The 21,664-nt window shown below is 60.6% G+C and carries 16 protein-coding genes; 6 read left to right on the forward strand and 10 right to left on the reverse strand.

What is annotated here, in order from left to right; translation table 11 throughout:
• Window positions 1–261 precede the first annotated feature (261 nt).
• Window positions 262–1,950 carry an alpha-amylase family glycosyl hydrolase gene (locus ASF13_RS03250; RefSeq protein WP_056232561.1) on the forward strand — a complete coding sequence of 563 codons (1,689 nt, stop codon included), beginning with the start codon at window positions 262–264 and terminating at the stop codon, window positions 1,948–1,950.
• Between the two features lie 187 nt (window positions 1,951–2,137).
• Here the strand turns inward: ASF13_RS03250 and ASF13_RS03255 are convergent, their stop codons facing one another.
• Window positions 2,138–2,404 (reverse strand): YdgH/BhsA/McbA-like domain containing protein, encoded by a 267-nt coding sequence (locus ASF13_RS03255; RefSeq protein WP_056232794.1) that lies wholly within the window; start codon window positions 2,402–2,404, stop codon window positions 2,138–2,140.
• 192 nt (window positions 2,405–2,596) lie between these two features.
• Window positions 2,597–3,385, reverse strand: coding sequence for a pimeloyl-ACP methyl ester esterase BioH (gene bioH, locus ASF13_RS03260; RefSeq protein ID WP_056232564.1), 789 nt, complete (start codon window positions 3,383–3,385; stop codon window positions 2,597–2,599).
• Window positions 3,386–3,419: 34 nt separating this feature from the next.
• On the opposite strand from bioH, the gene gntX reads away from it, so the two are divergent.
• The 3 genes from gntX to fabF all read left to right on the forward strand — a co-directional run bounded on the left by gntX (window position 3,420) and on the right by fabF (window position 6,174).
• Window positions 3,420–4,103 (forward strand): DNA utilization protein GntX, encoded by a 684-nt coding sequence (gene gntX / locus ASF13_RS03265; RefSeq protein WP_056232565.1) that lies wholly within the window; start codon window positions 3,420–3,422, stop codon window positions 4,101–4,103.
• A gap of 58 nt (window positions 4,104–4,161) precedes the next feature.
• On the forward strand, window positions 4,162–4,737 hold the full coding sequence (nfuA, locus tag ASF13_RS03270; RefSeq protein ID WP_056232567.1) for a Fe-S biogenesis protein NfuA: 576 nt from the start codon (window positions 4,162–4,164) through the stop codon (window positions 4,735–4,737).
• A gap of 156 nt (window positions 4,738–4,893) precedes the next feature.
• Window positions 4,894–6,174, forward strand: a complete 1,281-nt coding sequence (fabF, locus tag ASF13_RS03275; protein ID WP_200929764.1) for a beta-ketoacyl-ACP synthase II — start codon at window positions 4,894–4,896, stop codon at window positions 6,172–6,174.
• A gap of 239 nt (window positions 6,175–6,413) precedes the next feature.
• On the opposite strand, the gene malQ is transcribed toward fabF, so the two are convergent.
• From malQ to glpE, 5 genes are all read right to left on the reverse strand, one after another.
• Window positions 6,414–8,489: a 4-alpha-glucanotransferase gene (malQ, locus tag ASF13_RS03280; protein ID WP_056232569.1), complete on the reverse strand. Its 2,076-nt coding sequence runs from the start codon at window positions 8,487–8,489 to the stop codon at window positions 6,414–6,416.
• Window positions 8,490–8,498: 9 nt separating this feature from the next.
• A complete protein-coding gene (gene malP / locus ASF13_RS03285) occupies window positions 8,499–10,898 on the reverse strand; it encodes a maltodextrin phosphorylase (protein ID WP_056232570.1) in 2,400 nt (799 codons plus the stop codon).
• A gap of 366 nt (window positions 10,899–11,264) precedes the next feature.
• Window positions 11,265–12,023, reverse strand: a complete 759-nt coding sequence (locus ASF13_RS03290; RefSeq protein WP_056232572.1) for a DeoR/GlpR family transcriptional regulator — start codon at window positions 12,021–12,023, stop codon at window positions 11,265–11,267.
• Between the two features lie 29 nt (window positions 12,024–12,052).
• On the reverse strand, window positions 12,053–12,880 hold the full coding sequence (gene glpG / locus ASF13_RS03295) for a rhomboid family intramembrane serine protease GlpG (RefSeq protein WP_056232574.1): 828 nt from the start codon (window positions 12,878–12,880) through the stop codon (window positions 12,053–12,055).
• Between the two features lie 69 nt (window positions 12,881–12,949).
• Window positions 12,950–13,273: a thiosulfate sulfurtransferase GlpE gene (glpE, locus tag ASF13_RS03300; protein ID WP_056232576.1), complete on the reverse strand. Its 324-nt coding sequence runs from the start codon at window positions 13,271–13,273 to the stop codon at window positions 12,950–12,952.
• Between the two features lie 237 nt (window positions 13,274–13,510).
• Here glpE and glpD point away from each other — a divergent pair, with 237 nt between their 5' ends.
• Both glpD and ASF13_RS03310 read left to right on the forward strand, forming a co-directional pair.
• Window positions 13,511–15,016 carry a glycerol-3-phosphate dehydrogenase gene (gene glpD, locus ASF13_RS03305; RefSeq protein WP_056232577.1) on the forward strand — a complete coding sequence of 502 codons (1,506 nt, stop codon included), beginning with the start codon at window positions 13,511–13,513 and terminating at the stop codon, window positions 15,014–15,016.
• Between the two features lie 843 nt (window positions 15,017–15,859).
• Window positions 15,860–16,075, forward strand: a complete 216-nt coding sequence (locus tag ASF13_RS03310) for a hypothetical protein (RefSeq protein WP_056232579.1) — start codon at window positions 15,860–15,862, stop codon at window positions 16,073–16,075.
• A gap of 328 nt (window positions 16,076–16,403) precedes the next feature.
• On the opposite strand, the gene glgP is transcribed toward ASF13_RS03310, so the two are convergent.
• The 3 genes from glgP to glgC all read right to left on the reverse strand — a co-directional run bounded on the left by glgP (window position 16,404) and on the right by glgC (window position 21,655).
• On the reverse strand, window positions 16,404–18,851 hold the full coding sequence (glgP, locus tag ASF13_RS03315; RefSeq protein WP_056232582.1) for a glycogen phosphorylase: 2,448 nt from the start codon (window positions 18,849–18,851) through the stop codon (window positions 16,404–16,406).
• Window positions 18,852–18,871: 20 nt separating this feature from the next.
• The gene (gene glgA / locus ASF13_RS03320; protein WP_056232584.1) at window positions 18,872–20,305 is read right to left on the reverse strand and encodes a glycogen synthase GlgA; all 1,434 of its coding nucleotides are present in this window, start codon (window positions 20,303–20,305) and stop codon (window positions 18,872–18,874) included.
• Between the two features lie 63 nt (window positions 20,306–20,368).
• On the reverse strand, window positions 20,369–21,655 hold the full coding sequence (gene glgC / locus ASF13_RS24160) for a glucose-1-phosphate adenylyltransferase (RefSeq protein WP_056232585.1): 1,287 nt from the start codon (window positions 21,653–21,655) through the stop codon (window positions 20,369–20,371).
• Window positions 21,656–21,664 lie beyond the last annotated feature (9 nt).

Here is a 21,664-nt window from a genome sequence, read left to right on the forward strand (position 1 = left end):
TGATGCCTGTAATCTCCATGATGCCTGTGACGCCTTAAATGCCTAAGATGCGTGTGACGCCTGTTTGACACAGTGAATACCGCTTCAGGTTAATCCGGTCAGTATCGCTCCGGTTCTGCTCTGCTCTGCTCTGCTCTTCTCTGCTCTTCTCTGCTCTTCTCTGCTCTGCTCTGCTCTGCTCTGCTCTGTCAGGCTGGCGATTTTTTCCCCAGAGACTACAGTGAAATCAACCTACGCACTCTTCAGGCCGGTTCACTGACTATGCAACGCATCACCGCCCTGCTCGACCAGATCTACGGCACCACCCTCTCCGTCAGCCATCGGCAGCAGCTGCTGAAAGCCATTAATGATGCCCGCGAAGGCATCGAACATCAGCGCAAGCCGCACTGGGACGAGCAGGACGTGGTGTTAATCAGCTACGCCGATCAGTTCCGCGAGGAGGGCGTGCCAACCCTGCGCGCCTTTAACCGCTTCCGCCAGCAGCACCTGCAGGGCAGCTTTACGCTGCTGCACCTGCTGCCGTTCTATCCCTGGTCGGCGGACGACGGCTTCTCAGTTGTCGACTACCACCAGGTTAACCCGCCCTACGGCGGCTGGGCGGATATTGCTGAACTGCATCGCCATACCCGGCTGATGTTCGATTTTGTCTGCAACCATATGTCGGCGCACGGCGCGTGGTTTAAGCACTACCTGGCGCAGGAGCCGGGCTGGGACGACTTCTTTATCAGCATGCCGCCGAACGCCGATCTCAGCGCGGTGATCCGTCCGCGCACCTCGCCGCTGCTGACTCAGTTTACCCTGCAGAGCGGCGAAATCCGCCTGCTGTGGACCACCTTCAGCAGCGATCAGGTCGACCTGAACTTTGCCAGCGGCGCAGTGCTGCTGAAGATGGCCGGCGTGCTGCTCGACTACCTGCAGAAAGGGGCCGACTACGTGCGGCTGGACGCCGTCGGCTATATGTGGAAAACCCCCGGCACCACCTGCATCCACCTGGAAAAAACTCATCTGCTGGTGAAGCTGTTTCGCGCTATCGCCGATGAGGTGGCCCCCGGCACGGCGATCGTCACCGAAACCAACGTGCCGCATCAGGACAATATCCGCTACTTCGGCAACGGCGACGACGAAGCACAGATGGTCTATCAGTTCTCGCTGCCGCCGCTGGTACTGCACGCCATCCACACCGGCTCATCGACCGTGCTGGGCCAGTGGGCCGCCACTCTGACGCCCGGCAGCAGCCCGACCACCTTCTTTAACTTTCTTGCCTCCCACGACGGCATCGGCCTCAACCCGCTGCGCGGCATCCTGCCCGAAGAGGAGATCGTCACGCTGGTGCGCGATCTGGCCGCCGAGGGCGCGCTGGTGTCGTGGAAAAATAACCCGGACGGCAGCACCAGCCCGTATGAGGTCAACGTCACCTGGATGGACGCACTGAATCAGCAGGCGGACGATGACGATCGGCGGCTGCGGCGCTTTATGCTGTCGCACGCGCTGCTGCTGGCCTTCCCCGGCGTGCCGGCCGTCTATATTCAGAGCCTGCTCGGCTCGCGCAACGACCGCGAAGGGGTGACCGCCGCCGGCTACGCGCGGGCGATTAACCGCCAGAAGTATGATCTCGCAGAGATTGAGCAGGCGCTGGCCGACGATGGCTCGCTGCGCCATCGCACCTTTCACGCGCTGCGCGCCCTGATTCAGGCACGGATGCGCCAGCCCGCCTTCCACCCGGACAGCCCGCTGCAGGTGTGTGAGGCCGATGAACGGCTGCTGGTGCTGTGGCGCGGCGGCGCGGCTGCGGCCGGGCGGCTGCTGTGCGTGTTTAATCTGAGTGCGGAAACGGTGAGCTACCCGTTACCGGAAGAGCATGACTGGCAGGACGTGGCGGGCGGGAGTCGCATTGACGGCACGCTACCGCTGCTGCTGGCGCCCTGGGAATATTACTGGCTGAAGGCGTAAAGCGTAATGAGCAACCTATGCCGGCAGGGCGCGTGACGTGCGCAGGCGGTCAGGCGGTCAGGCGGTCAGGCAGTCAGGCAGTCAGGCGGACGATTTAAGAACGGGTTCCGGGATAACGGTTAAGCAACCAGTATGAAAGCCATAATGCTGACAAGGTGAACGGGCCAGCGCCCGTTCTGTCAGGGAGTTACTTGTACACTTCCGCCATGGCCAGCGTGCGGTTACGCTCGTCGGCCGCGATAATCACATAGTAGCGTCCGCCCTTCTCGTCGGCCTTTTTCGACAGCCGGGCTTTGGCATCCATCGGTGAGCTGGTGCTGGTAGTGTCAATGGTGCCCAGCTTCTGCAGGTTCATCTCTTTCACCTGCTCGCGGGAAATCTCTTCGGCCGCCACGGCGTTAAACGCGGCTACGCCGGTCAGTAACAGTGCTGCGGTAACGATTAAACGTTTCATCATGTCCTCTCCTTAGGTCTGTAATCAAACGGAACTCCGCTTACGCATCAACGCATCAACGCATCAACGCATCAACGCATCAACGCATCAACGCATCAACGCATCAACGCATCAACGCTGTCTATTATCGGCCGTCATATCGTAAGCGCCAGCCAGCACCGTTATTATCGTAATTTATGGGATGGCTTTTTCTCAGTTGACGCCCACTACATCCATCTGATTACAGAATCCACTAACCTGCTCGCAGAACGCATCGGGGTGAGAAATAAAGGGCGCGTGGGCCGCCTTGCTGAAGAGATGGCTGCGGCTGGCGGGCCACAGCGCGTCGAGCAGCGGCACTATCGCCCGCGGCACCAGCCCGTCCAGCGCGCCGTACAGCCGCAGCTGCGGCAGCGTCAGCCCGCTCATCGCCGCGCGCAGATCGATGCTGCGCAGGATCTCCAGCCCGCCGTTGAGCACGGCAACCGACGGCACCGGCTGCTCCAGTACCACCTCTTTCAGCCGCCGCGCGTCCTGGCGGGCGCTCTCGGTCCCCAGGGTTTGCAGCGCCAGAAAGCGCTCCACGGTTCGCTGGAAGTCTTCGCTCAGCTGCTGCTGGAACTGGCCGAGCGTGGCGGGCCCGATCCCCGGCCAGCCGTCGCCGGCGCTGAAGCACGGCGATGAGGCCACGGTAATCAGCCCCGCCACGCGATGCGGGTGGCTCAGCGCCAGCTGGCTGGCCACCAGCCCGCCCAGCGACCAGCCGAGCCACACCGCCCGCGCCGGCGCCTGTGCCAGCAGCGCGTCCGCCATCTGTGGCAGCGTTAACGGGCCAAAACCCTGGCTGCGGCCGTAGCCGGGCAGGTCCACCAGGTGCAGCGTAAACTGTGCGCTGAGCCGCACGCTGATGTCATGCCACACGCCGGCGTTCAGCCCCCAGCCGTGCAGCAGCACAAGATGGCGATCGCCATGGCCTATGGTCTTCCAGTAAAGCGGCATCATCGGTTAGGGTCCTGTTTTTGCTTTGGAGATCGCTATGCTACCAATGCCGGCAGGCTGCTGGCTATGCCAGATGCCCCTCGCCTTTGCCCGACACGGCATCTGCTCGGTCTGTCTGCGCCAGCTGCAGCGCCAGCCGCCCTGCTGCCCGCAGTGCGGGCTAGCCAGCCATCGCCCGCGGCAGCCGTGCGGCCGCTGCCTGCAAAAACCGCCGCCGTGGCAGCAGCTGATCGCGGTCACGGCCTGGCAGCCGCCGCTCAGCCAGCTGGTCAACCGGCTAAAGTTCAGCGGCGGCACCGCACAGGCGGACATGCTGGCACGGTTAATTTTGCTAAAGTGGCTGATGCGGCGGCGGGAAAACGGCCTGCCGCGCCCGGACCTGCTGCTCCGCGTGCCGCTCTACCATCACCGCGCCTGGCAGCGCGGCTATAATCAGTTAGATGACATCGCGGCCAGGCTGGCCCACTGGCTGCAGTGCCGCTTCGATCCGCGCGGGGTAACCCGGGTTCGTGGCGGCAACATTCAGCACCGGCTCGGGCGGCTGGCACGCAGGCGTAACCTGCGCGGCGCGTTCAGGGTTGAAAGTGCGGTACAGGGGCGTCATATCCTGTTAATCGATGACGTAATCACCACCGGCAGCACCGTGGCCGAAATCAGTCGTATTCTGCTGGCGCACGGCGCGGCCAGCATCCAGGCTGGCTGCCTGTGCCGCACCTTGTAGCAGGGTGGGGATGGGCGTATTATAACCAGTGAATTTATTTAACAATTGAGCAATCGCCATGATCGTAATTACCGATGCTGCACAAGAGCACTTCTCCAAATTGCTGTCAAAGCAGGAAGATGGCACCCAGATCCGCGTATTCGTGATTAACCCAGGTACGCCAACCGCCGAGTGCGGCGTCTCCTACTGCCCACCCGATGCGGTAGAAGCCACCGACACCGAGCTGAAGTTCGAGCGCCTGTCCGCCTTTATCGACGAGCTGAGCAAACCCTATCTGGAAGATGCGGAAATCGACTTCGTTACCGATAACCTCGGTTCACAGCTGACGCTGAAGGCGCCGAACGCCAAAATGCGCAAGGTGAATGAAGATGCGCCGCTGGTTGAGCGCGTTGAATACCTGCTGCAGTCGCAGATCAACCCGCAGCTGGCCAGCCACGGCGGTAAAGTCTCGCTGATGGAGATCACCGATGAAGGCCTGGCCATTCTGCAGTTTGGCGGCGGCTGCAACGGCTGTTCAATGGTCGACGTGACCCTGAAAGAAGGCATCGAAAAAGAGATGCTGCAGGCCTTCCCGGAGCTGAAGGGCGTGCGCGATCTGACCGAGCACCAGCGCGGCGAGCACTCGTTCTACTAATCCTGAAGGGCAGTTTTGCCCACCTGAACGCCACCGCCGAGAGGGCCAGCACTGTCTGGCCCTTTTTATTTGCCTGCGATCTGACCTGGAATTGTCACTGGATCTTTCAGCTTACACGTGTACACTGAAACTCCTTTCGTTACTTTACAGGTCCTTATGACAACGATTATTGGCAGAAGAGTAGTGATTACCGGAATGGGGCTGACCAGCCCGCTGGCTCACGGCGTTATCCCCAGCTGGCAGCGGTTGATCGCCGGCAAATCCGGCATCCGTCTGTTGCCGGAAGCGGTGCACGGCGATACCGCCATTCGCGTGGGCGGCCTGGTACCGTCGGTCACAGAAGACGTTCACGGGCTGGATCTCGATGCGTTAATTGCGCCGAAAGAGCAGCGTAAGTCCGACCGCTTTATTCATCTGGCGCTGGCCGCCGCCGCCGAGGCGGTGGAGCAGGCCGGGCTGCACAACCTGACCGAAGCCGCGCGCCAGCGTACCGCCACCATTATTGCCACCGGCATCGGCGGCTTTCACGCCATCACCCAGGCGGTGAAGACAGTAACGGAGAAAGGCAGCCGTAAGCTGTCGCCGTTTACCATTCCCTCGTTTATCGGCAACCTGGCGGCTTCGCAGGTGGCGATCAAATACGGCCTGAAGGGAATGCTCGGCACGCCGGTATCCGCCTGTGCCGCCAGCATTCAGAGCATCGGCGACGCGATGCGTGTCATCCGTTACGGCGAAGCTGACGTGGCGCTGGCCGGCGGTACGGAATCCTGCGTCAACCCGGTATCGCTCGGCGGCTTCCAGGCGGCGCGGGCGCTCTCCACCGACTTTAACGATCGGCCGGCGCTGGCCTCGCGGCCGTTTGACGCCGGGCGCGACGGCTTTGTGATGAGCGAAGGCGCGGGCGTGCTGGTGCTGGAGTCGCTGGAACATGCGCAGCAGCGCGGCGCGACCATCCTCGCGGAAGTGGCCGGCTACGGCACCACCTCTGACGCTTACCACATCACCGCCGGACCTGAGGATGGTGAAGGCGCGGCGCGGTCGATGACCCTTGCGCTGCAGCAGGCGGGCCTCGCCGCCGCCGAACTGGACTACGTCAACGCGCACTCCACCTCCACCCCGGTGGGCGACGTGGCCGAACTGAACGCGCTGCGTCAGGTACTGGGTGACGGTGCACGCGCCGCGATCTCCTCCACCAAATCAGCCACCGGCCATCTGCTGGGTGCCGCCGGGGCGCTGGGGGCGATCTTCTCGGTGATGGCGATACGCGAAGGCATTGCGCCGCCGTCGCTGAATATTGACCGACTGGACGAGCGGGCGCAGGGGCTGAATATTGTGCAGAACGAAGCACGGCAGATGCCGATACGCAGCGCGCTGGTCAACGGCTTTGGCTTTGGCGGGGTGAACGGTTCGCTGGTGCTGAAGGCGTATAACGGCTGAGTGCCAGGCTGAAAGGGATAACGGGACAGCTCACGCCCTGGCGGCTGCGAAAATCAGCCCGGTGAACGCCCGTTCTCCCACGCCGGCTGGCGCAGGCACTCACCCGATACGCGGGCCGATCGCTCAGCCCGCGGGTCTGCCACCTGCCTCACCCCGCCTCAGGTCAAGGCGACAGGATCCTGTCCCCTGACAGGTTCACACCTCCCCGTGGCGGGAATGCCGGTATCTGCACCGGGCGTTCAGGATTCAGATTGTCGCCGCTGCTTATCCACCTTTTTCAACAGCCGCCTGACTTCCGCATCGGCGAAAGTCTCCTCAAGCGTGTGGCTCATCTTACGACGCCAGTTAGGATATTCGTTGCTGGTGCCGGGCACGTTGACCGGTTCGGCCATCAGCAGCCAGTCCTCCGGCTGCAGGCCCAGCAGCAGGCTGCGGGTGTTGGCGACAAACGCGTGCAGCCCCTGACTGAGGGCGGCGCTGACCTCCAGCTTATCGGCCCGCTTAACGAAGCGCTGCGGCACACAGCCGTACTGGTGCAGTGCATCCAGCAGCGCCTGTTTCTTCACCGCGCGATCGGCGTACAGCTCGCTGAGCACCGCTTTGTCCGGGTAGATACCAAGCTTTTCGCCCAGCGCCAGGTCACCTGCGCTCCAGAAGCCGCTCAGGGTCGGCAGATCGTGGGTGGTCAGGGTGGCCATTGCCTGCTCTGCCCAGTCGCCCGGGGCACGGTAACGCTGGCCGTCCTGCTGTTCAAACCACAGCACCTTCCACGAGTAAATGCCAAAGCGCTTCAGCTTGCCGACGATCTCCGGCGGCACGGTACCAAGATCTTCGCCGATCACCATGCACTGATGGCGCTCGCTCTCCAGTGCGAGGATCGCCATCAGATCGTCCACCGGGTAGTGCACGTAAGCCCCGGATGCTGCCGTTTCACCGTGGGGGATCCACCACAGCCGCAGCAGCGACATCACGTGATCGATGCGCAGCGCGCCGCAGCTGGCCATACTGGCGCGCAGCAGATCGATAAACGGCTGATACGCCCGCGCCGCCAGCACCTGCGGATCCATCGGCGGCAGGCCCCAGTTCTGCCCCTGCGGCCCGAGCGGATCGGGCGGTGCGCCGATCGACGCCTGCAGCCGGTAGAGTTCACGATCGCACCAGGTCTCCGATCCCCCTTCCGCCACGCCTACTGCCAGGTCGCGGTACAACCCGATCGGCAACTGCAGCTCCGTACAACGCTGCCAGCAGGCGTCTAACTGACGCTGCGCCAGCCACTGCAGCCACAGCCAGAAGCGCACTTCATCCTGCTGCCCGCGGCAAAACTGCTGCACCGCCTCGCTGTCGGCCTGCTGATACTCCGCAGGCCATCCCTGCCAGCCCCAGCCAGCCGCGTGCTGCTTTGCCATCTCCGCCTGCAGCGCATCGTAGGCGGCCTGAGCCTGCAGGCTGTCGCCGCCGTCGGCAATAAACCGCTCAAAATCCGCACGCTGAGCATCTTCCGCGCCGCGCAGCCCAAACTGCGGCCAGGCGTGGCGCAACCCCTGAATTTTCAGCGCGGTGACGCGCGCATAATCCACCTGGTCGCTTTCACGGGCTTTGCTCAGCGCCTGCTGCGTGTTTTTCTGCTGCCACCAGCGCTGCGCGCGCGGACTGCTCTTAAAATCCTCTACTGCCGCCACATCAATATACAGCACGTTCAGCCAGCGGCGGGACGACGGGCTGTACGGGCTGGCGTTCTCCGGCTGGGCCGGATAGAGCGAGTGAATCGGGTTAAGGCCGACAAAGGCACCGCCGTGCTGCGCCATCCCGGCCAGCAGCAGCTGCAGATCGCTGAAATCGCCAATGCCCCAGTTCTGTTCGGAGCGCAGCGTATAGAGCTGCACGCAGGCTCCCCACAACTTCTGGCCCTGCTTAAGCGCCGCCGGTTCGTAACAGCGCTTCGGTGCAATAATCAGCCGGCACGAATGCTGTTTTTTGTCCTGGCTGAGCAGCAGCTGGTGATAGCCGGTGGGCAAGTTTTGCGGCAGGTCCAGCACCTCACCGCCGCTGACCTTGCCGCGAAAGGTTTTACCCTTTTCGGTCTGCAGCTGCCACAGCCAGTCACCCTTGCCGCCGATCTGCAGCTGCTGGCTGCGCCGCCTGAGTAACACCTTACAGGGCGGCAGCGGCGCACGGCTGCGCACCGGCACGGCCATCGCCGCCAGCAGCGTGTGAAGCGTTTCCACGCTGACCTCCTGCGGCTTACCGCGGGCGTTGGTAAACGTTGGCGCGATACCCGCCGCCAGCGCCGCTTTCTGCAATTTTTTCGCGTCCATTGCTGCTCCTTAGCGTTTTGCCTGCCAGATGCGCTGCTGGTAATCGCGCACCGATCGGTCAGAGCTGAATAGCCCGGTGCGCGCGGTATTAAGGATTGCCGCCCGCGTCCACGCCTCCGCATCGCGATACAGCGCCTCGACCTGCTGCTGCGCCGCGCAGTAGCTGGCAAAGTCCGCCAGCACCAGCCACGGATCGCCACCCTTGCCCAGGCTGTGCAGCATCAGATCAAAGGCGTGCTTATCACCGTTGCTGAAGAAGCCTTTCTCCAGCTCCTTCAGCAACCCGTCCAGATGCTTATCTTTTTTGCGCAGCTTCTGCGGGGTATAACCGCCGGCCTTCAGCGCCTTTACCTCCTCCACCCGGTTGCCAAAGATAAAGATATTGTCATCGCCCACCTGTTCGGCGATCTCAACGCTGGCCCCGTCCAGCGTGCCGATGGTCAGCGCACCGTTCAGCGCCAGCTTCATATTGCCGGTGCCGGAGGCCTCATAGCCGGCGGTGGAGATCTGCTCCGACAGGTCGGCGGCCGGGATAATCAGCTCGGCGGCGCTGATGCGGTAGTCGGGGATAAACACCACCTTCAGCTTGTCGCCCACCAGCGGATCGTTGTTAATCTTCTCCGCCACCTTGTTGATGGCAAAGATAATATTTTTCGCCAGGTAGTAACCCGGCGCGGCCTTGGCACCGAACACGCAGACGCGCGGCACCACGTCGAGATCCGGATTATCGCGCAGCCGCTTATACAGCGACAGGATATGCAGCAGGCCAAGGTGCTGACGCTTGTACTCGTGCAGCCGCTTGATCTGCACGTCAAACAGCGCCTGCGGGTTCACCACGATGCCGGTACGCTGCAGAATGTACTCCGCCAGCCGCCGCTTGTTGTCCTGCTTGATCTGCCGGTAGCGTTCGCGGAACACCGGGTCATCCGCGTGCGCCTCCAGCCCCTTCAGCGCATCGAGATTATTGACCCACTCCACCTGCAGCGTCTCGTCGATCAGGCGCGACAGCGCCGGGTTGCACTGCTTCAGCCAGCGGCGCGGGGTAATGCCGTTGGTGACGTTATGGAACTTCTCCGGCCACAGCTGGTGATACTCCGGGAACAGATCGCTGACCACCAGCCGCGAGTGCAGCGCCGCCACGCCGTTGACGGCAAAACCGCTGACCACGCACAGGTTGGCCATCCGCACCTGCTTATCGTGCAGCACCGCCAGCTTCGCCCACACCCTGTCATCGCCCGGCCACTGCTGCTGCACCTGTTTCTTAAAGCGGCGGTTGATCTCTTTAATCAGCTGGAAGTGGCGCGGCAGCAGGCTGCGCACCAGCCGTTCATCCCAGCGTTCCAGCGCTTCCGGCATCAGCGTGTGGTTGGTGTAGGCGAAGGTGTTGCTGACGATCGCCCAGGCCTCATCCCACGCCAGCTGGTGCCGATCGATCAGCAGCCGCAGCAGCTCCGGAATGGCGATGGTCGGGTGGGTATCGTTGAGCTGGATCACCTCGTACTCTGCCAGCTGGTGAATGCTGCGCCCGGCCAGATGGTGGCGGCGCAGGATATCGGCCACCGAGCAGGCGCACTGGAAATACTGCTGCATCAGCCGCAGGCGCTTGCCCTCCTGGTGGTTATCGTTCGGGTAGAGCACCTTAGTCAGCTTTGCGGCATCAATCCCCTGCCGTTCGGCCTTGAGGAATTTACCGTCGTTAAAGCGAGTGAGGTCAAAGGGATGCGCGTGGCTGGCCTGCCACAGTCGCAGCGGCTGCACCACGCCGTTGCGGTAACCGGTAACCGGCAGGTCCCAGGCTTCGCCACGCAGGGTAAAGGCCGGCTGCCAGCGCCAGCCGCCGTCGGTTTTCACCACCTTGCCGCCCAGCGCGACCTCTACGTCCAGCGCGGCGTTGTGGCGAAACCACGGGTAGCGATCGCGCTGCCAGTCATCCGGCGCTTCCACCTGCTGACCGTCGGCAAACGACTGGCGAAACAGGCCGTACTGGTAGTTGAGACCGTAGCCGGTGGCGGGCTGGCCGACGGTGGCCATCGAATCCAGGTAGCAGGCCGCCAGGCGGCCCAGACCACCGTTGCCCAGCGCCGGGTCAATCTCCTCTTCCAGCAGCTCGCTGAGATCCAGATGGTGCGCCGCCAGCGCCTCGCGTACACCGTCATACCAGCCGAGGTTCAGCAGGTTGTTGCCGGTCAGGCGGCCGACCAGAAATTCCATTGAGATATAGTTAACGTGCCGCTGCACCTTCGCCGGGCTGACCGCCGGCAGCGCGGCCAGCAGTTCGGCCAGCGCGCCGCTGACCGCCTGCCACCACTGATGGCGGGTCATCTCCCCGGCGGACGCGCACCCCAGATGCTGAAACTGGCGGGTAAGCGCCGCTTCAAAGCGGGTCTTGCTGAATTTCTGTTGCGACATCGTTTCCCTCTCAAAATGGTTGCAGGCCAAAGCGGACAAAACGGAACACTTACAGTTAAGACGGCAACAGCTGAAAAAGCTCACCGTGTGATGCCTTGAGCAGAAAAAAACCAAAACAGGTCGTTAACCAACATAGCATGCGTGGGGTGCAGGACGATGTCAGACGCTCAGGATTTTTATGCAGGGCGGGAACGGGTGAGACAGGTCAGGCAGGTCAGGCAGGTCAGGCAGGTCAGGCAGGTCAGGCAGGTCAGGCAGGTCAGGCAGGTCAGGCAGGTCAGGCAGGTCAGGCAGGTGCGCCGCGGGACGGATAAAGCAATATTTGTCTGGCAGATTAAGTCTGCCAGGCAAACAGACGGTGGCGGCTCAGCAGAGTTCGAGATGCACCTCGTACTTCTCGATGGTTTTCATTACCCCTTCCGGCGGCGTCTGGTCGGTAAACAGATAGTCGATCAGACTCATATTGCCGAGGTTCACCATCGCGTTACGGCCAAACTTGGAGTGGTCGGCTACCAGCATTACGCAGCGCGAGTTCTCGATGATCGCCTTTTTGGTGCGCACTTCGTGGTAGTCGAAGTCGAGCAGCGAACCGTCGTAGTCGATGCCGCTGATGCCAAGAATGCCGTAATCGAGGCGGAACTGGGAGATATAGTCGAGCGTGGCTTCGCCCATAATGCCGCCGTCGCGGGTGCGCACCTCGCCGCCCGCCAGGATCAGGCGGAAGTCCGGTTTCGCCATCAGCAGCACCGCCACGTTAAGGTTGTTGGTGACGATGCGCAGGTTGCTGTGATTCATCAGCGCGTGCGCCACCGCTTCCGGCGTGGTGCCGATGTCGATAAACAGCGAGGCGCCGTCCGGGATCTGACTGGCTACCCGCTCGGCGATACGCGCCTTCTCCGCCGACCACATCATTTTACGATCCTGCCAGGCGGTATTTTCCGAGCTGGAGGGCAGCGCCGCGCCACCGTGGTGGCGCTGGATCTTGTTCTGCTCCGCCAGGTCGTTTAAGTCGCGGCGAATGGTCTGCGGGCTGACGGCAAAATGCTCTACCAGCTCCTCGGTACTGACATATCCCTGATGGCGGACCAGATCGATAATCGCATCATGGCGTTGCGTCTGCTTCACACTCACTCCTTGCGGCCCAGGCCGCCCTGTTATCTTTTTTTCTGTGAACCGTGCCGGGTATCCACAAAGGCCATCGCCACGCCGACCAGCAGCCCGGTGGCGTGTGCCGCATTGGCAATCGACAGGCCAAACCAGCCGAACCAGCCCACCAGCAGCCACAGCACCGCAAACGCCATCATCCCGCGCTGCAGGAACACGCCGCTCTGCGGTTCCCGCTCGCCTCTGAGCCAGGTGTAGCCCATCAGCGCATAAACCACGCCGGAGAGGCCGCCAAACAGCACGCCGCTGAATTTCGCCTGCATCCAGCCGCTGAGCAGCGCCGAAATCAGCATAATGACGAACAGCTTGCCGCTGCCGAGGCGCTTCTCAACCATGCCGCCAAGATACCACCACCACAGCAGGTTGAACAAAATATGCAGCAGCGAGAAGTGCAGCAGCGCGTGGCTGAACCAGCGCCACAGCTCCAGCCACTGGTCCGGCTGCGGCCACGACAGCAGATCCATCACCGTGGCGTCGCCGAACAGTTGCATCAGGATAAACACCAGCACGCAGGCCGCGGCCACCCCCAGCGTCAGCGGCCCGGCGCGTTCGCGCATCCCGGCCAGTAACGGCGTGTGCTGATAGCGGATACCGCTGTCGGTGGTGCCGCTTTGCCAGCTGGCCGCCTGATAGCGCGGGTGGTTGGGATCGCGGATGAACTGGTTAAGTTCGTTTTCGACGACGCCAACCTGCGACTCATCGTCAAGCCACAGCTGATAGTCGCCGTCGTGCTCTATGCGCAGGGTGATACCCCGCGTGGCCATATAGTCAACAAAGGCCTGCGCCAGGCGCAGGTGGGTAAAATGGGTGATGCGCATGGTGGGCGGGCTCCCTGTCAGGTCAAACCAGAGCAGCCGGTGTGGCTGCACGCTGTCATAGCTGTGGCCCTAAGCCGATTCAACCTGTTGCGGGAACACCGCGCGCCAGGCATCAAAGCCGCCGTCAATGCTGTAAGCCTCGGCAAACCCCTGGTTCAGCAGGTACTGCGCCGCACCTTTGCTGCTGTTGCCGTGATAGCACATCACCAGCACCGGCTGGCTGAGATCGGCCTGGGCAATAAACTGCGGCAGCGAGTCGTTGGTGAGATGAAACGCCCCGCTGGCGTGGCCGGCGGCAAAGCTTTGCGGATCGCGGATATCGACCAGGTGTACGTTGCCAGCGGCCAGCTGCTGTTGCGCCTGCTGCACGTCGATGCACTCAAATTGTTCCATGGTGGGGTCTCATAAAAGCCAAAAAATAACGTCAAATAGCGCTTATTGTATCCTGGCTGCGGGGAACAATAACCCGATAAATGGAGTGGTTATCGGGTTTTTCTCTTAGCAAATATGTTACCTGCATCACGCATAAATGTTTTTATCTGGTTAACGCGGTGGCAATGTTGGTTTTCGCTGAGTATAATGCTCGAAAACGAACATTACTGAGCAATTCCGAACACCGGAGGAGACAACGTGGAAATCAAAGACCTGATCGTCATCGGCGGCGGTATTAATGGTGCAGGCATTGCAGCCGACGCGGCAGGACGTGGGCTGTCGGTGCTGATGCTGGAGGCCCAGGATCTGGCCTGCGCCACCTCGTCTGCCAGCTCCAAACTGATCCACGGTGGCCTGCGCTATCTGGAACACTACGAATTCCGCCTGGTCAGCGAAGCGCTGGCCGAGCGTGAAGTACTGCTGAAGATGGCGCCGCACATTGCTTTCCCGATGCGCTTCCGCCTGCCGCACCGCCCGCACCTGCGCCCGGCGTGGATGATCCGCGTTGGCCTGTTTATGTACGATCATCTGGGCAAACGCACCAGTCTGCCGGGCAGTAAGAGCCTGCGTTTTGGCGCAGAATCAGTGCTTAAACCTGAAATCATGCGCGGTTTCGAATATTCCGACTGCTGGGTGGACGATGCGCGCCTGGTGGTGCTGAACGCCCAGGAGATCGAAAAGCGCGGCGGCGAGGTGCGTACCCGCACCCGCGTGACCCGCGCCTGGCGTGAAAACGGCCTGTGGACGGTGGAAGCGGAAGAAGTTGATACCGGTAAGATCCACACCTGGCAGGCTCGCGGCCTGGTCAACGCCGCCGGCCCGTGGGTTAAGCAGCTGTTCGACGAGAACCTGAAGCTGAAGTCGCCGTACGGTATTCGCCTGATCAAGGGCAGCCATATCGTGGTGCCGCGCGCGCACAACGAGAAACAGGCCTATATCCTGCAGAACGAAGATAACCGCATCGTGTTTGTTATTCCGTGGATGGATGAGTTCTCGATCATCGGCACCACCGACGTCGAGTACAAGGGCGATCCGAAGAGCGTGAAGATCGACGACAACGAGATCGACTATCTGCTGAAGGTTTACAACAGCCACTTTAAGAAAACGCTGGCGAAGGACGATATCGTCTGGACCTACTCCGGCGTGCGTCCGCTGTGTGATGATGAGTCCGATTCACCGCAGGCGATCACCCGCGACTACACGCTGGACGTGCACGACGACGCCGGCCAGGCCCCGCTGCTGTCGGTGTTTGGCGGCAAGCTGACCACCTATCGCAAGCTGGCCGAACACGCGATGGAGAAGCTGAGCAAGTACTATCCGAACATCGGTGCGGCCTGGACTAAAACCTGCGTGCTGCCGGGCGGTAATATTGCCGGCACCCGCGAGGATTACGCCGCCAGCCTGCGTCGTCGTTATCCGTTCATTACCGAAGCGATGGCGCGTCACTATGCCCGTACCTACGGCAGCAACAGCGAGCTGCTGCTGAAGGATGCAAAGAGCCTGGACGATCTCGGCGAGCTGTTTGGTCACCACTTCTACGAGGCGGAGCTGCGTTATCTGGTCGCCAGTGAGTGGGTTCGCGCCACTGACGATGCGATCTGGCGTCGTACTAAAGAGGGCATGTGGCTGAACGACGAGCAGAAAGCCCGCGTCACCGAATGGCTGGCGCAGCACGTCACTCCGGCGCTGTCGCTGGCATCGTGATAATCGGTTGAGTTGTATGTAAGGGGCCTTAGTGGCCCCTTTTGCTTTTTTGGCACTGGCGTGATGTCGCTGTCAGATTGATGTTCCATCTCAGGCTTATCGCGTCGCTGCGTGGATGTAGCGGCCAGATTGGTGCCAGCGGTGCCCCTCTTAGGCTTATCGCGTTGCTGCGTGGATGTAGCGACCAGATCGGTGCCAGCGGTGCCCGGTATGGCGCAGATCGCCGGGTCGCCGTAAACCCTTCCCTGGGGGCTCGGATGCTGCATCCATGCAGCATACGCCCGGCTAACCTGTCCCCATACCGTGCCCCTCTCAGGCTAGCGCGTCGCTGCGTGTTTGTGGCTGCGAGATCGGTGCCCAACTCGGGCCGCCGTGTCGCTGAAAACTCTATGATGCGCCCCGCTATTTGGCCTGTTTGCACTGCCTCTTTCATTTGCCTGCGACCGTGCTTCCAGTGTTTGAACATAGGTGAAAAAGGCGATTGTCTTCTGTGTTAGCGAGGGGTAGCGTCAGGGGGTGCTTAAAACAGCACCAGGATTGGCGTCCTGAACAGTTAATAGCGACAGGCAAAATGCCGTCTTTTTTGTCGCAGGCTCATTACGTATGTATTATTGCACTGCGGTAATACAGACAATGGTGGGTTGAATGGAGGCTTCTTAGGAAGCGCCGGTAATGTTAACTGCTGGTACGCCAACTCTGTTCAACTCACCACCCGCGAACGTGGCGTTTCCGGTGGTGGAATAATTGCTAAGTTAACGAGGTTCCCATCATGGCAATGAAACCGCTATTCCGCTCCCACTATCAGTCCAGTTCTCTTTCCCTTCCTGCGCAGGGAGGTGCCCAATGAATTACGGCATATCAGACACAGCAAACCTTGATAACACCGAACTTTGCGACCAGTGCCGCGCATTGGCTTACGCTATGACTGAGCTCACCCAGCCCATCATGCGTGATGTACTGCTATTGGTGCTGGTTGAAAAGATTGAAATGCTCAGCCTACGATTCGAGGATGAAAGTAGCCTGCTGGATACCAAAAGCCTTTCAGCAACAATACACTAACAAGGTCAGGTAGCCATCGAAATTACATGACTGACAGCAACTTAGTTGCTTACAGGCAATCGGGGCTATCCGGATAAGCGGACCGTCGGCGCGCAGGGATGCGCGACGCCGAGCGCACACGGACGTGTTCACAGCGTGTCCGCGTTCCGGATAGCCCCGATAAGCCAGGCAACTGAACCTGCAGCGACCCGGCCCGACAGCAACGCAATAAGCAGGAACCAGCTGCCAGTATGCAAGCAACCAGCCCACAGCAACTCAGCAGCTTAAAGGCAACCGGGGCTATCCGGATAAGCCAGGCAACTGAACCTGCAGCGCACCGGCGCCAGACTCAAAGCTTAACCGGCTTAATCCCCCAAATTTCGTCCGCATACTCCTGGATCGTACGGTCAGAGGAGAAGTAACCCATATTGGCGATGTTGTGCACCGCCCGGCGCGTCCACTCCTCCTGATTGCGGTACAGCTTATCCACCTTATCCTGCTCGTCCACATAACTGCGGTAATCCGCCAGCAGCTGATAATGATCGCCCAGATTGACCAGAGAATCGAAAATATTACGGTAACGCCCCGGCTCTTGCGGACTGAACACCCCGGTGGCGATCTGCGTCAGCGCCAGATGCAGCTCCGCATCCTGCTCGTAATACGGGTGCGAGTTATAGCCCTCAGCACGCAACGCCTCCACCTGCGGCGTGGTATTACCGAAGATAAAGATATTCTCCTCGCCCACGTGTTCCAGCATCTCCACGTTGGCCCCGTCCAGCGTACCAATGGTCAGCGCACCGTTCAGCGCAAACTTCATATTACTGGTGCCCGACGCCTCCGTCCCCGCCAGCGAGATCTGCTCGGACAAATCGGCGGCCGGAATAATGATCTGCGCCAGACTCACGCCGTAGTTGGGAATAAACACTACCTTGAGCTTATTCTTCACCTGCGGATCGCTGTTAATCACCGCCGCCACGTCGTTAATCAAATGGATGATGTGCTTAGCCATGTAATACGCCGAGGCGGCCTTACCAGCGAAAATATTGACGCGCGGCACCCAGTCAGCCTGCGGATCGGCCTTAATGCGGTTATAGCGGGTAATCACGTGCAGCACGTTTAACAGCTGGCGCTTGTACTCGTGAATACGTTTAATCTGCACGTCAAACATCGCGTGCGGATCGACCACGATATCCATCTTCTGCGCGATAAACTGCGCCAGCCGTTTCTTATTAACCAGCTTCGCCTCGCTCACCTGTTCAATAAAATTAGGGAAGTCGATATGCTGCTTCAGATCGTCCAGCTGACTCAGGTCGGTACGCCAGTTGCGACCAATCGCTTCATCCAGCACGCCGGATAGTGCCGGGTTAGCCAGCGCCAGCCAGCGACGTGGCGTTACGCCGTTGGTTTTATTACAGAAACGGTTAGGGAACAGCTTCGCGAAATCCGCAAACAGCGACTGCACCATCAGGTTGGAGTGCAGCTCAGACACGCCGTTCACCTTGTGGCTGACCACCACAGCCAGCCAGGCCATACGGATCCGGCGACCGTTGTTCTCGTCGATGATTGAAATGCGCGACAGCAGCTCCCAGTCATTAGGGTACTGATCCTGAATGGTCTTCAGGAAATGGTCGTTAATATCGAAAATGATCTGCAGATGGCGCGGCAGGATCTTGCCGATCATATCCACCGGCCAGGTCTCCAGCGCTTCCTGCATCAGCGTATGGTTGGTGTACGAGAACACCTGGCACGCCACGTCGAAAGCATCTTCCCAGTCGAACTTCGCGTCATCGATCAGCACGCGCATCAGCTCAGGGATCGCCAGCACCGGGTGAGTATCGTTCAGGTGAATGGCAATCCTGTCTGCCAGGTTGTCAAAGGTCTCATGCATCACCCAGTGGCGGTGCAGAATGTCCTGCACGGTGGCCGACACGAGGAAATACTCCTGACGCAGACGCAGCTCGCGGCCGGAGTAGGTGGAATCATCCGGGTAGAGCACGCGCGAGACGTTTTCCGAATGGTTCTTGTCTTCTACCGCCGCGAAATAATCCCCCTGGTTGAATTTACCCAGGTTGATCTCGTTACTGGCCTGCGCGCCCCACAGCCGCAGCGTGTTGGTGGCGTCGGTATCAAAGCCCGGAATGATCTGATCGTAGGCCATTGCCAGGATCTCTTCGGTCTCGACCCAGCGCGCGCGGCTGCCCTCATGCTGGATCCGCCCGCCAAAACGCACTTTATAGCGGGTGCTGAAACGCTGAAACTCCCACGGATTACCGTACTCCAGCCAGTAATCGGGTGACTCCGCCTGCCGCCCTTCGACAATGTTCTGCTTAAACATCCCGTAGTCGTAGCGGATGCCGTAGCCGCGGCCAGGCAGCCCTAAGGTTGCCAGCGAGTCGAGGAAACAGGCCGCCAGACGGCCTAAACCGCCGTTGCCCAGCCCCGGATCGCTCTCCTCCTCGATCAGCTCTTCCAGATCGAAGCCCATATCCTCCAGCGCCGTACGCGCATCGTCATAAATGCCCATCGCCAGCAGCGCGTTCGACAGGGTACGCCCGACCAGAAACTCCATCGACAGGTAGTAGACCTGGCGCACGTCCTGCGACAGCTGGGCACGGTTGGAGCGCAGCCAGCGTTCCACCATGCGGTCACGTACCGCCAGCAGCGTCGCGTTGAGCCAGTCGTGTTTATTGGCGATCGACGGGTCTTTGCCGATGGTAAACATCAGCTTGTAGGCGATGGAGTGCTTCAGCGCATCAACGCTGACCGTCGGGGAAGCGTAGGAGAAAGGTGCATTCATATCAGTTTCCTAGTGTCTGGTTACAGCAAACGTTGATAGAGATCGCGGTAGGCAACAGCCGCTACCTGCCAGCTAAAATCCATCCCCATTGCCTGGCGCTGCACGTAGCGCCAAAGCGAAGGACGAGACCAGAGGACAAAAGCACGTCGAATTGCACGCAGTAATGACCAGGCATTACTGTCTTCAAAAACAAAGCCGCTGGCGATGCCGTCTGCCAGATTCTCCAGAGAACTGTCGTTCACCGTATCCGCCAGCCCGCCGGTGCGCCGCACCAGCGGCAGCGTGCCGTATTTCAGGCCGTAAAGCTGGGTCAGCCCGCAGGGCTCAAAGCGGCTAGGCACCATAATCACGTCGGCCCCGCCCATAATGCGGTGCGAGAAGGCTTCGTGATAGCCGATCTGCACGCCCACCTGGCCCGGATATTCGGCCGCGGCGGCAAGGAAGCCCTGCTGCAATACCGCATCGCCGGCCCCCAGCAGCACCAGCTGGCCGCCCTGCTCCAGCAACCCCGGCAACGCCTCAAGCACCAGATCCAGGCCCTTCTGGGTGGTTAAGCGACTGACTACGGCAAAGATCGGCGCTTTCTCATCGACGGTCAACCCCATGGTAATCTGCAGCTGGCGTTTGTTTTCCGTTTTGGCGTCCAGAACATCACGGTTGTAGCGCGCCGTCAGCAGCAAATCATGCTCAGGATCCCAGATCGCCGGATCAACGCCGTTGAGAATGCCGCTCAGCCGCCCTTCCAGCATGCGCTGTTTCAGCAGCGTTTCCATGCCATAACCGAACTCCGGCAGGGTGATTTCCCGCGCGTAAGTCGGGCTGACCGCCGTAATATGATCGGCATAAAACAGCCCGGCCTTGAGGTAAGATATCTGACCGAAGAACTCCAGCCCGTGCATATTGAAAAACGACTGCGGCAGCTGGATCTGTTCCAGATGATGCGCGTGGAACAGCCCCTGATAGGCCAGGTTATGCACCGTAAACACCGACTTCGCCGGACGGCCGCGCGCCGCCAGGTAAGCACAGGTCAGGCCGGCGTGCCAGTCGTGCGCATGCACCACGTCAGGACGCCACCAGGTATCCAGCCCGCAGGCCATTTCACAGCCCATCCAGCCGAGCAGCGCAAAGCGTAAATAGTTATCGGTGTAAGCAAACTGCGACTCATCGTGATACGGACTGCCGGGGCGATCGTACAGGCCCGGCGCATCAATCAGATAGATGCCCACGCCGTCAAAGTGACCGAACAGCAGCTCAACCGGGCCGGCGAAGGTTTGCAGTTTTGCCACCACTTCCGCACCCGGAATACCTTTTTTCAAATCAGGAAACGCCGGCAACAGCACCCGGGTGTCCACACCTTCTGCAATTTGCGCCGCCGGTAATGCCCCAACAACATCAGCAAGCCCACCGGTTTTCAGCAGCGGGAAAATTTCTGAACAGACATGTAACACCTGCATTCGCGGCTCCTTTAACGTGCTGAAGCGGCATCCCTCCCCGGAAGTGCCGCATCTCCCACTCAGCTAGACCCAGCCAAGCTTCGCCAGCATGGTCCTTGTGACCAGAACAATCCCCTCATCCGATCGGTGGAAGCGCCGGGCATCATCATCCGGATTCTCACCGATCACCGTCCCTTCAGGCAGTACGCAGGCGCGGTCAATCACACAGCGGCGCAGGCGGCAGGAACGTCCTACCACCACGTCCGGCAGTAATACCGACGACTCGATATTGCAGAAGGAGTTAATGCGAACGCGGGAGAACAGCACCGAGTTCACTACCACCGATCCGGAGATAATACAGCCCCCGGACACCAGCGAATTCATGGTCATACCGTGGCTGCCGGAGCGGTCCTGAACAAACTTCGCCGGCGGCAGCGGCTCTACATAGGTGCGGATCGGCCAGGCCTGGTCATACATATCCAGTTCCGGCGTGACGGACGCCAGGTCAAGATTGGCTTTCCAGTACGCCTCCAGCGTGCCCACATCGCGCCAGTAGGGTTCGGTCGCCTCGCCGTTTTGTACGCAGGAAACGCCGAACGAATGGGCGACGGCATCGCCGCTGGCCACAATTTTAGGCAGCAGGTCCTTACCGAAATCGTGGTCGGACTCCGGCAGACCCTGATCCTCTTCCAGCATGCTGTAAAGATAGTCGGCATCGAAAATATAGATACCCATACTGGCCAGCGCTTTGCTGCTGTCGTCCGGCATCGCCGGCGGATCGGCTGGTTTTTCAAGGAATTCCACCACCCGACTATTTTCGTCCACCTTCATAATGCCGAAGGCGCTGGCCTCGGCCAGCGGCACCGGCAGGCAGGCAATGGTGCAGCGGGCGTTGCTCTCGACGTGGTCGATCAGCATCCGCGAATAGTCCATCTTGTAAATGTGATCGCCGGCCAGTATCACGATGTACTTCGCGCGGTAGCGGCGGATGATGTCGAGGTTCTGCGTCACCGCATCGGCGGTGCCGCGATACCAGTGATCGGTGGAGAGCCGCTGCTGCGCGGGCAGCAGATCGACAAACTCGTTCATCTCTTCGTTGAGGAACGACCAGCCGCGTTGGATGTGCTGCACCAGGGTATGCGACTGGTACTGGGTGATCACCGCGATACGCCGGATGCCGGAGTTAAGGCAGTTGGAGAGGGCGAAATCGATAATGCGGAACTTGCCGCCAAAGTGAACGGCAGGCTTGGCGCGCTTGGCGGTCAAATCTCTTAGCCGCGTACCGCGGCCCCCGGCAAGGATCAGCGCGACCGTCTGGGTGGGCAGTTGACGTGCCAGCATCAGCGGATCGTTTCGTTCTAATTTGACCATGTCTGACTC

The sequence above is a fragment of the Erwinia sp. Leaf53 genome, assembly GCF_001422605.1.
Taxonomy (GTDB): domain Bacteria; phylum Pseudomonadota; class Gammaproteobacteria; order Enterobacterales; family Enterobacteriaceae; genus Erwinia.

Excerpts from the sequence above, each read along its gene's own strand:
- ASF13_RS03250 (WP_056232561.1), top strand. The coding sequence starts at position 262 with ATGCAACGCATCACCGCCCTGCTCGACCAGATCTACGGCACCACCCTC.
- glgC (WP_056232585.1), bottom strand. The coding sequence starts at position 21,655 with ATGGTCAAATTAGAACGAAACGATCCGCTGATGCTGGCACGTCAACTG.
- ASF13_RS03310 (WP_056232579.1), top strand. The coding sequence starts at position 15,860 with ATGAATTACGGCATATCAGACACAGCAAACCTTGATAACACCGAACTT.
- ASF13_RS03255 (WP_056232794.1), bottom strand. The coding sequence starts at position 2,404 with ATGAAACGTTTAATCGTTACCGCAGCACTGTTACTGACCGGCGTAGCC.
- malP (WP_056232570.1), bottom strand. The coding sequence starts at position 10,898 with ATGTCGCAACAGAAATTCAGCAAGACCCGCTTTGAAGCGGCGCTTACC.
- glgA (WP_056232584.1), bottom strand. The coding sequence starts at position 20,305 with ATGCAGGTGTTACATGTCTGTTCAGAAATTTTCCCGCTGCTGAAAACC.
- gntX (WP_056232565.1), top strand. The coding sequence starts at position 3,420 with ATGCTACCAATGCCGGCAGGCTGCTGGCTATGCCAGATGCCCCTCGCC.
- glpG (WP_056232574.1), bottom strand. The coding sequence starts at position 12,880 with ATGCGCATCACCCATTTTACCCACCTGCGCCTGGCGCAGGCCTTTGTT.
- fabF (WP_200929764.1), top strand. The coding sequence starts at position 4,894 with ATGACAACGATTATTGGCAGAAGAGTAGTGATTACCGGAATGGGGCTG.
- nfuA (WP_056232567.1), top strand. The coding sequence starts at position 4,162 with ATGATCGTAATTACCGATGCTGCACAAGAGCACTTCTCCAAATTGCTG.
- malQ (WP_056232569.1), bottom strand. The coding sequence starts at position 8,489 with ATGGACGCGAAAAAATTGCAGAAAGCGGCGCTGGCGGCGGGTATCGCG.
- glgP (WP_056232582.1), bottom strand. The coding sequence starts at position 18,851 with ATGAATGCACCTTTCTCCTACGCTTCCCCGACGGTCAGCGTTGATGCG.
- glpE (WP_056232576.1), bottom strand. The coding sequence starts at position 13,273 with ATGGAACAATTTGAGTGCATCGACGTGCAGCAGGCGCAACAGCAGCTG.
- bioH (WP_056232564.1), bottom strand. The coding sequence starts at position 3,385 with ATGATGCCGCTTTACTGGAAGACCATAGGCCATGGCGATCGCCATCTT.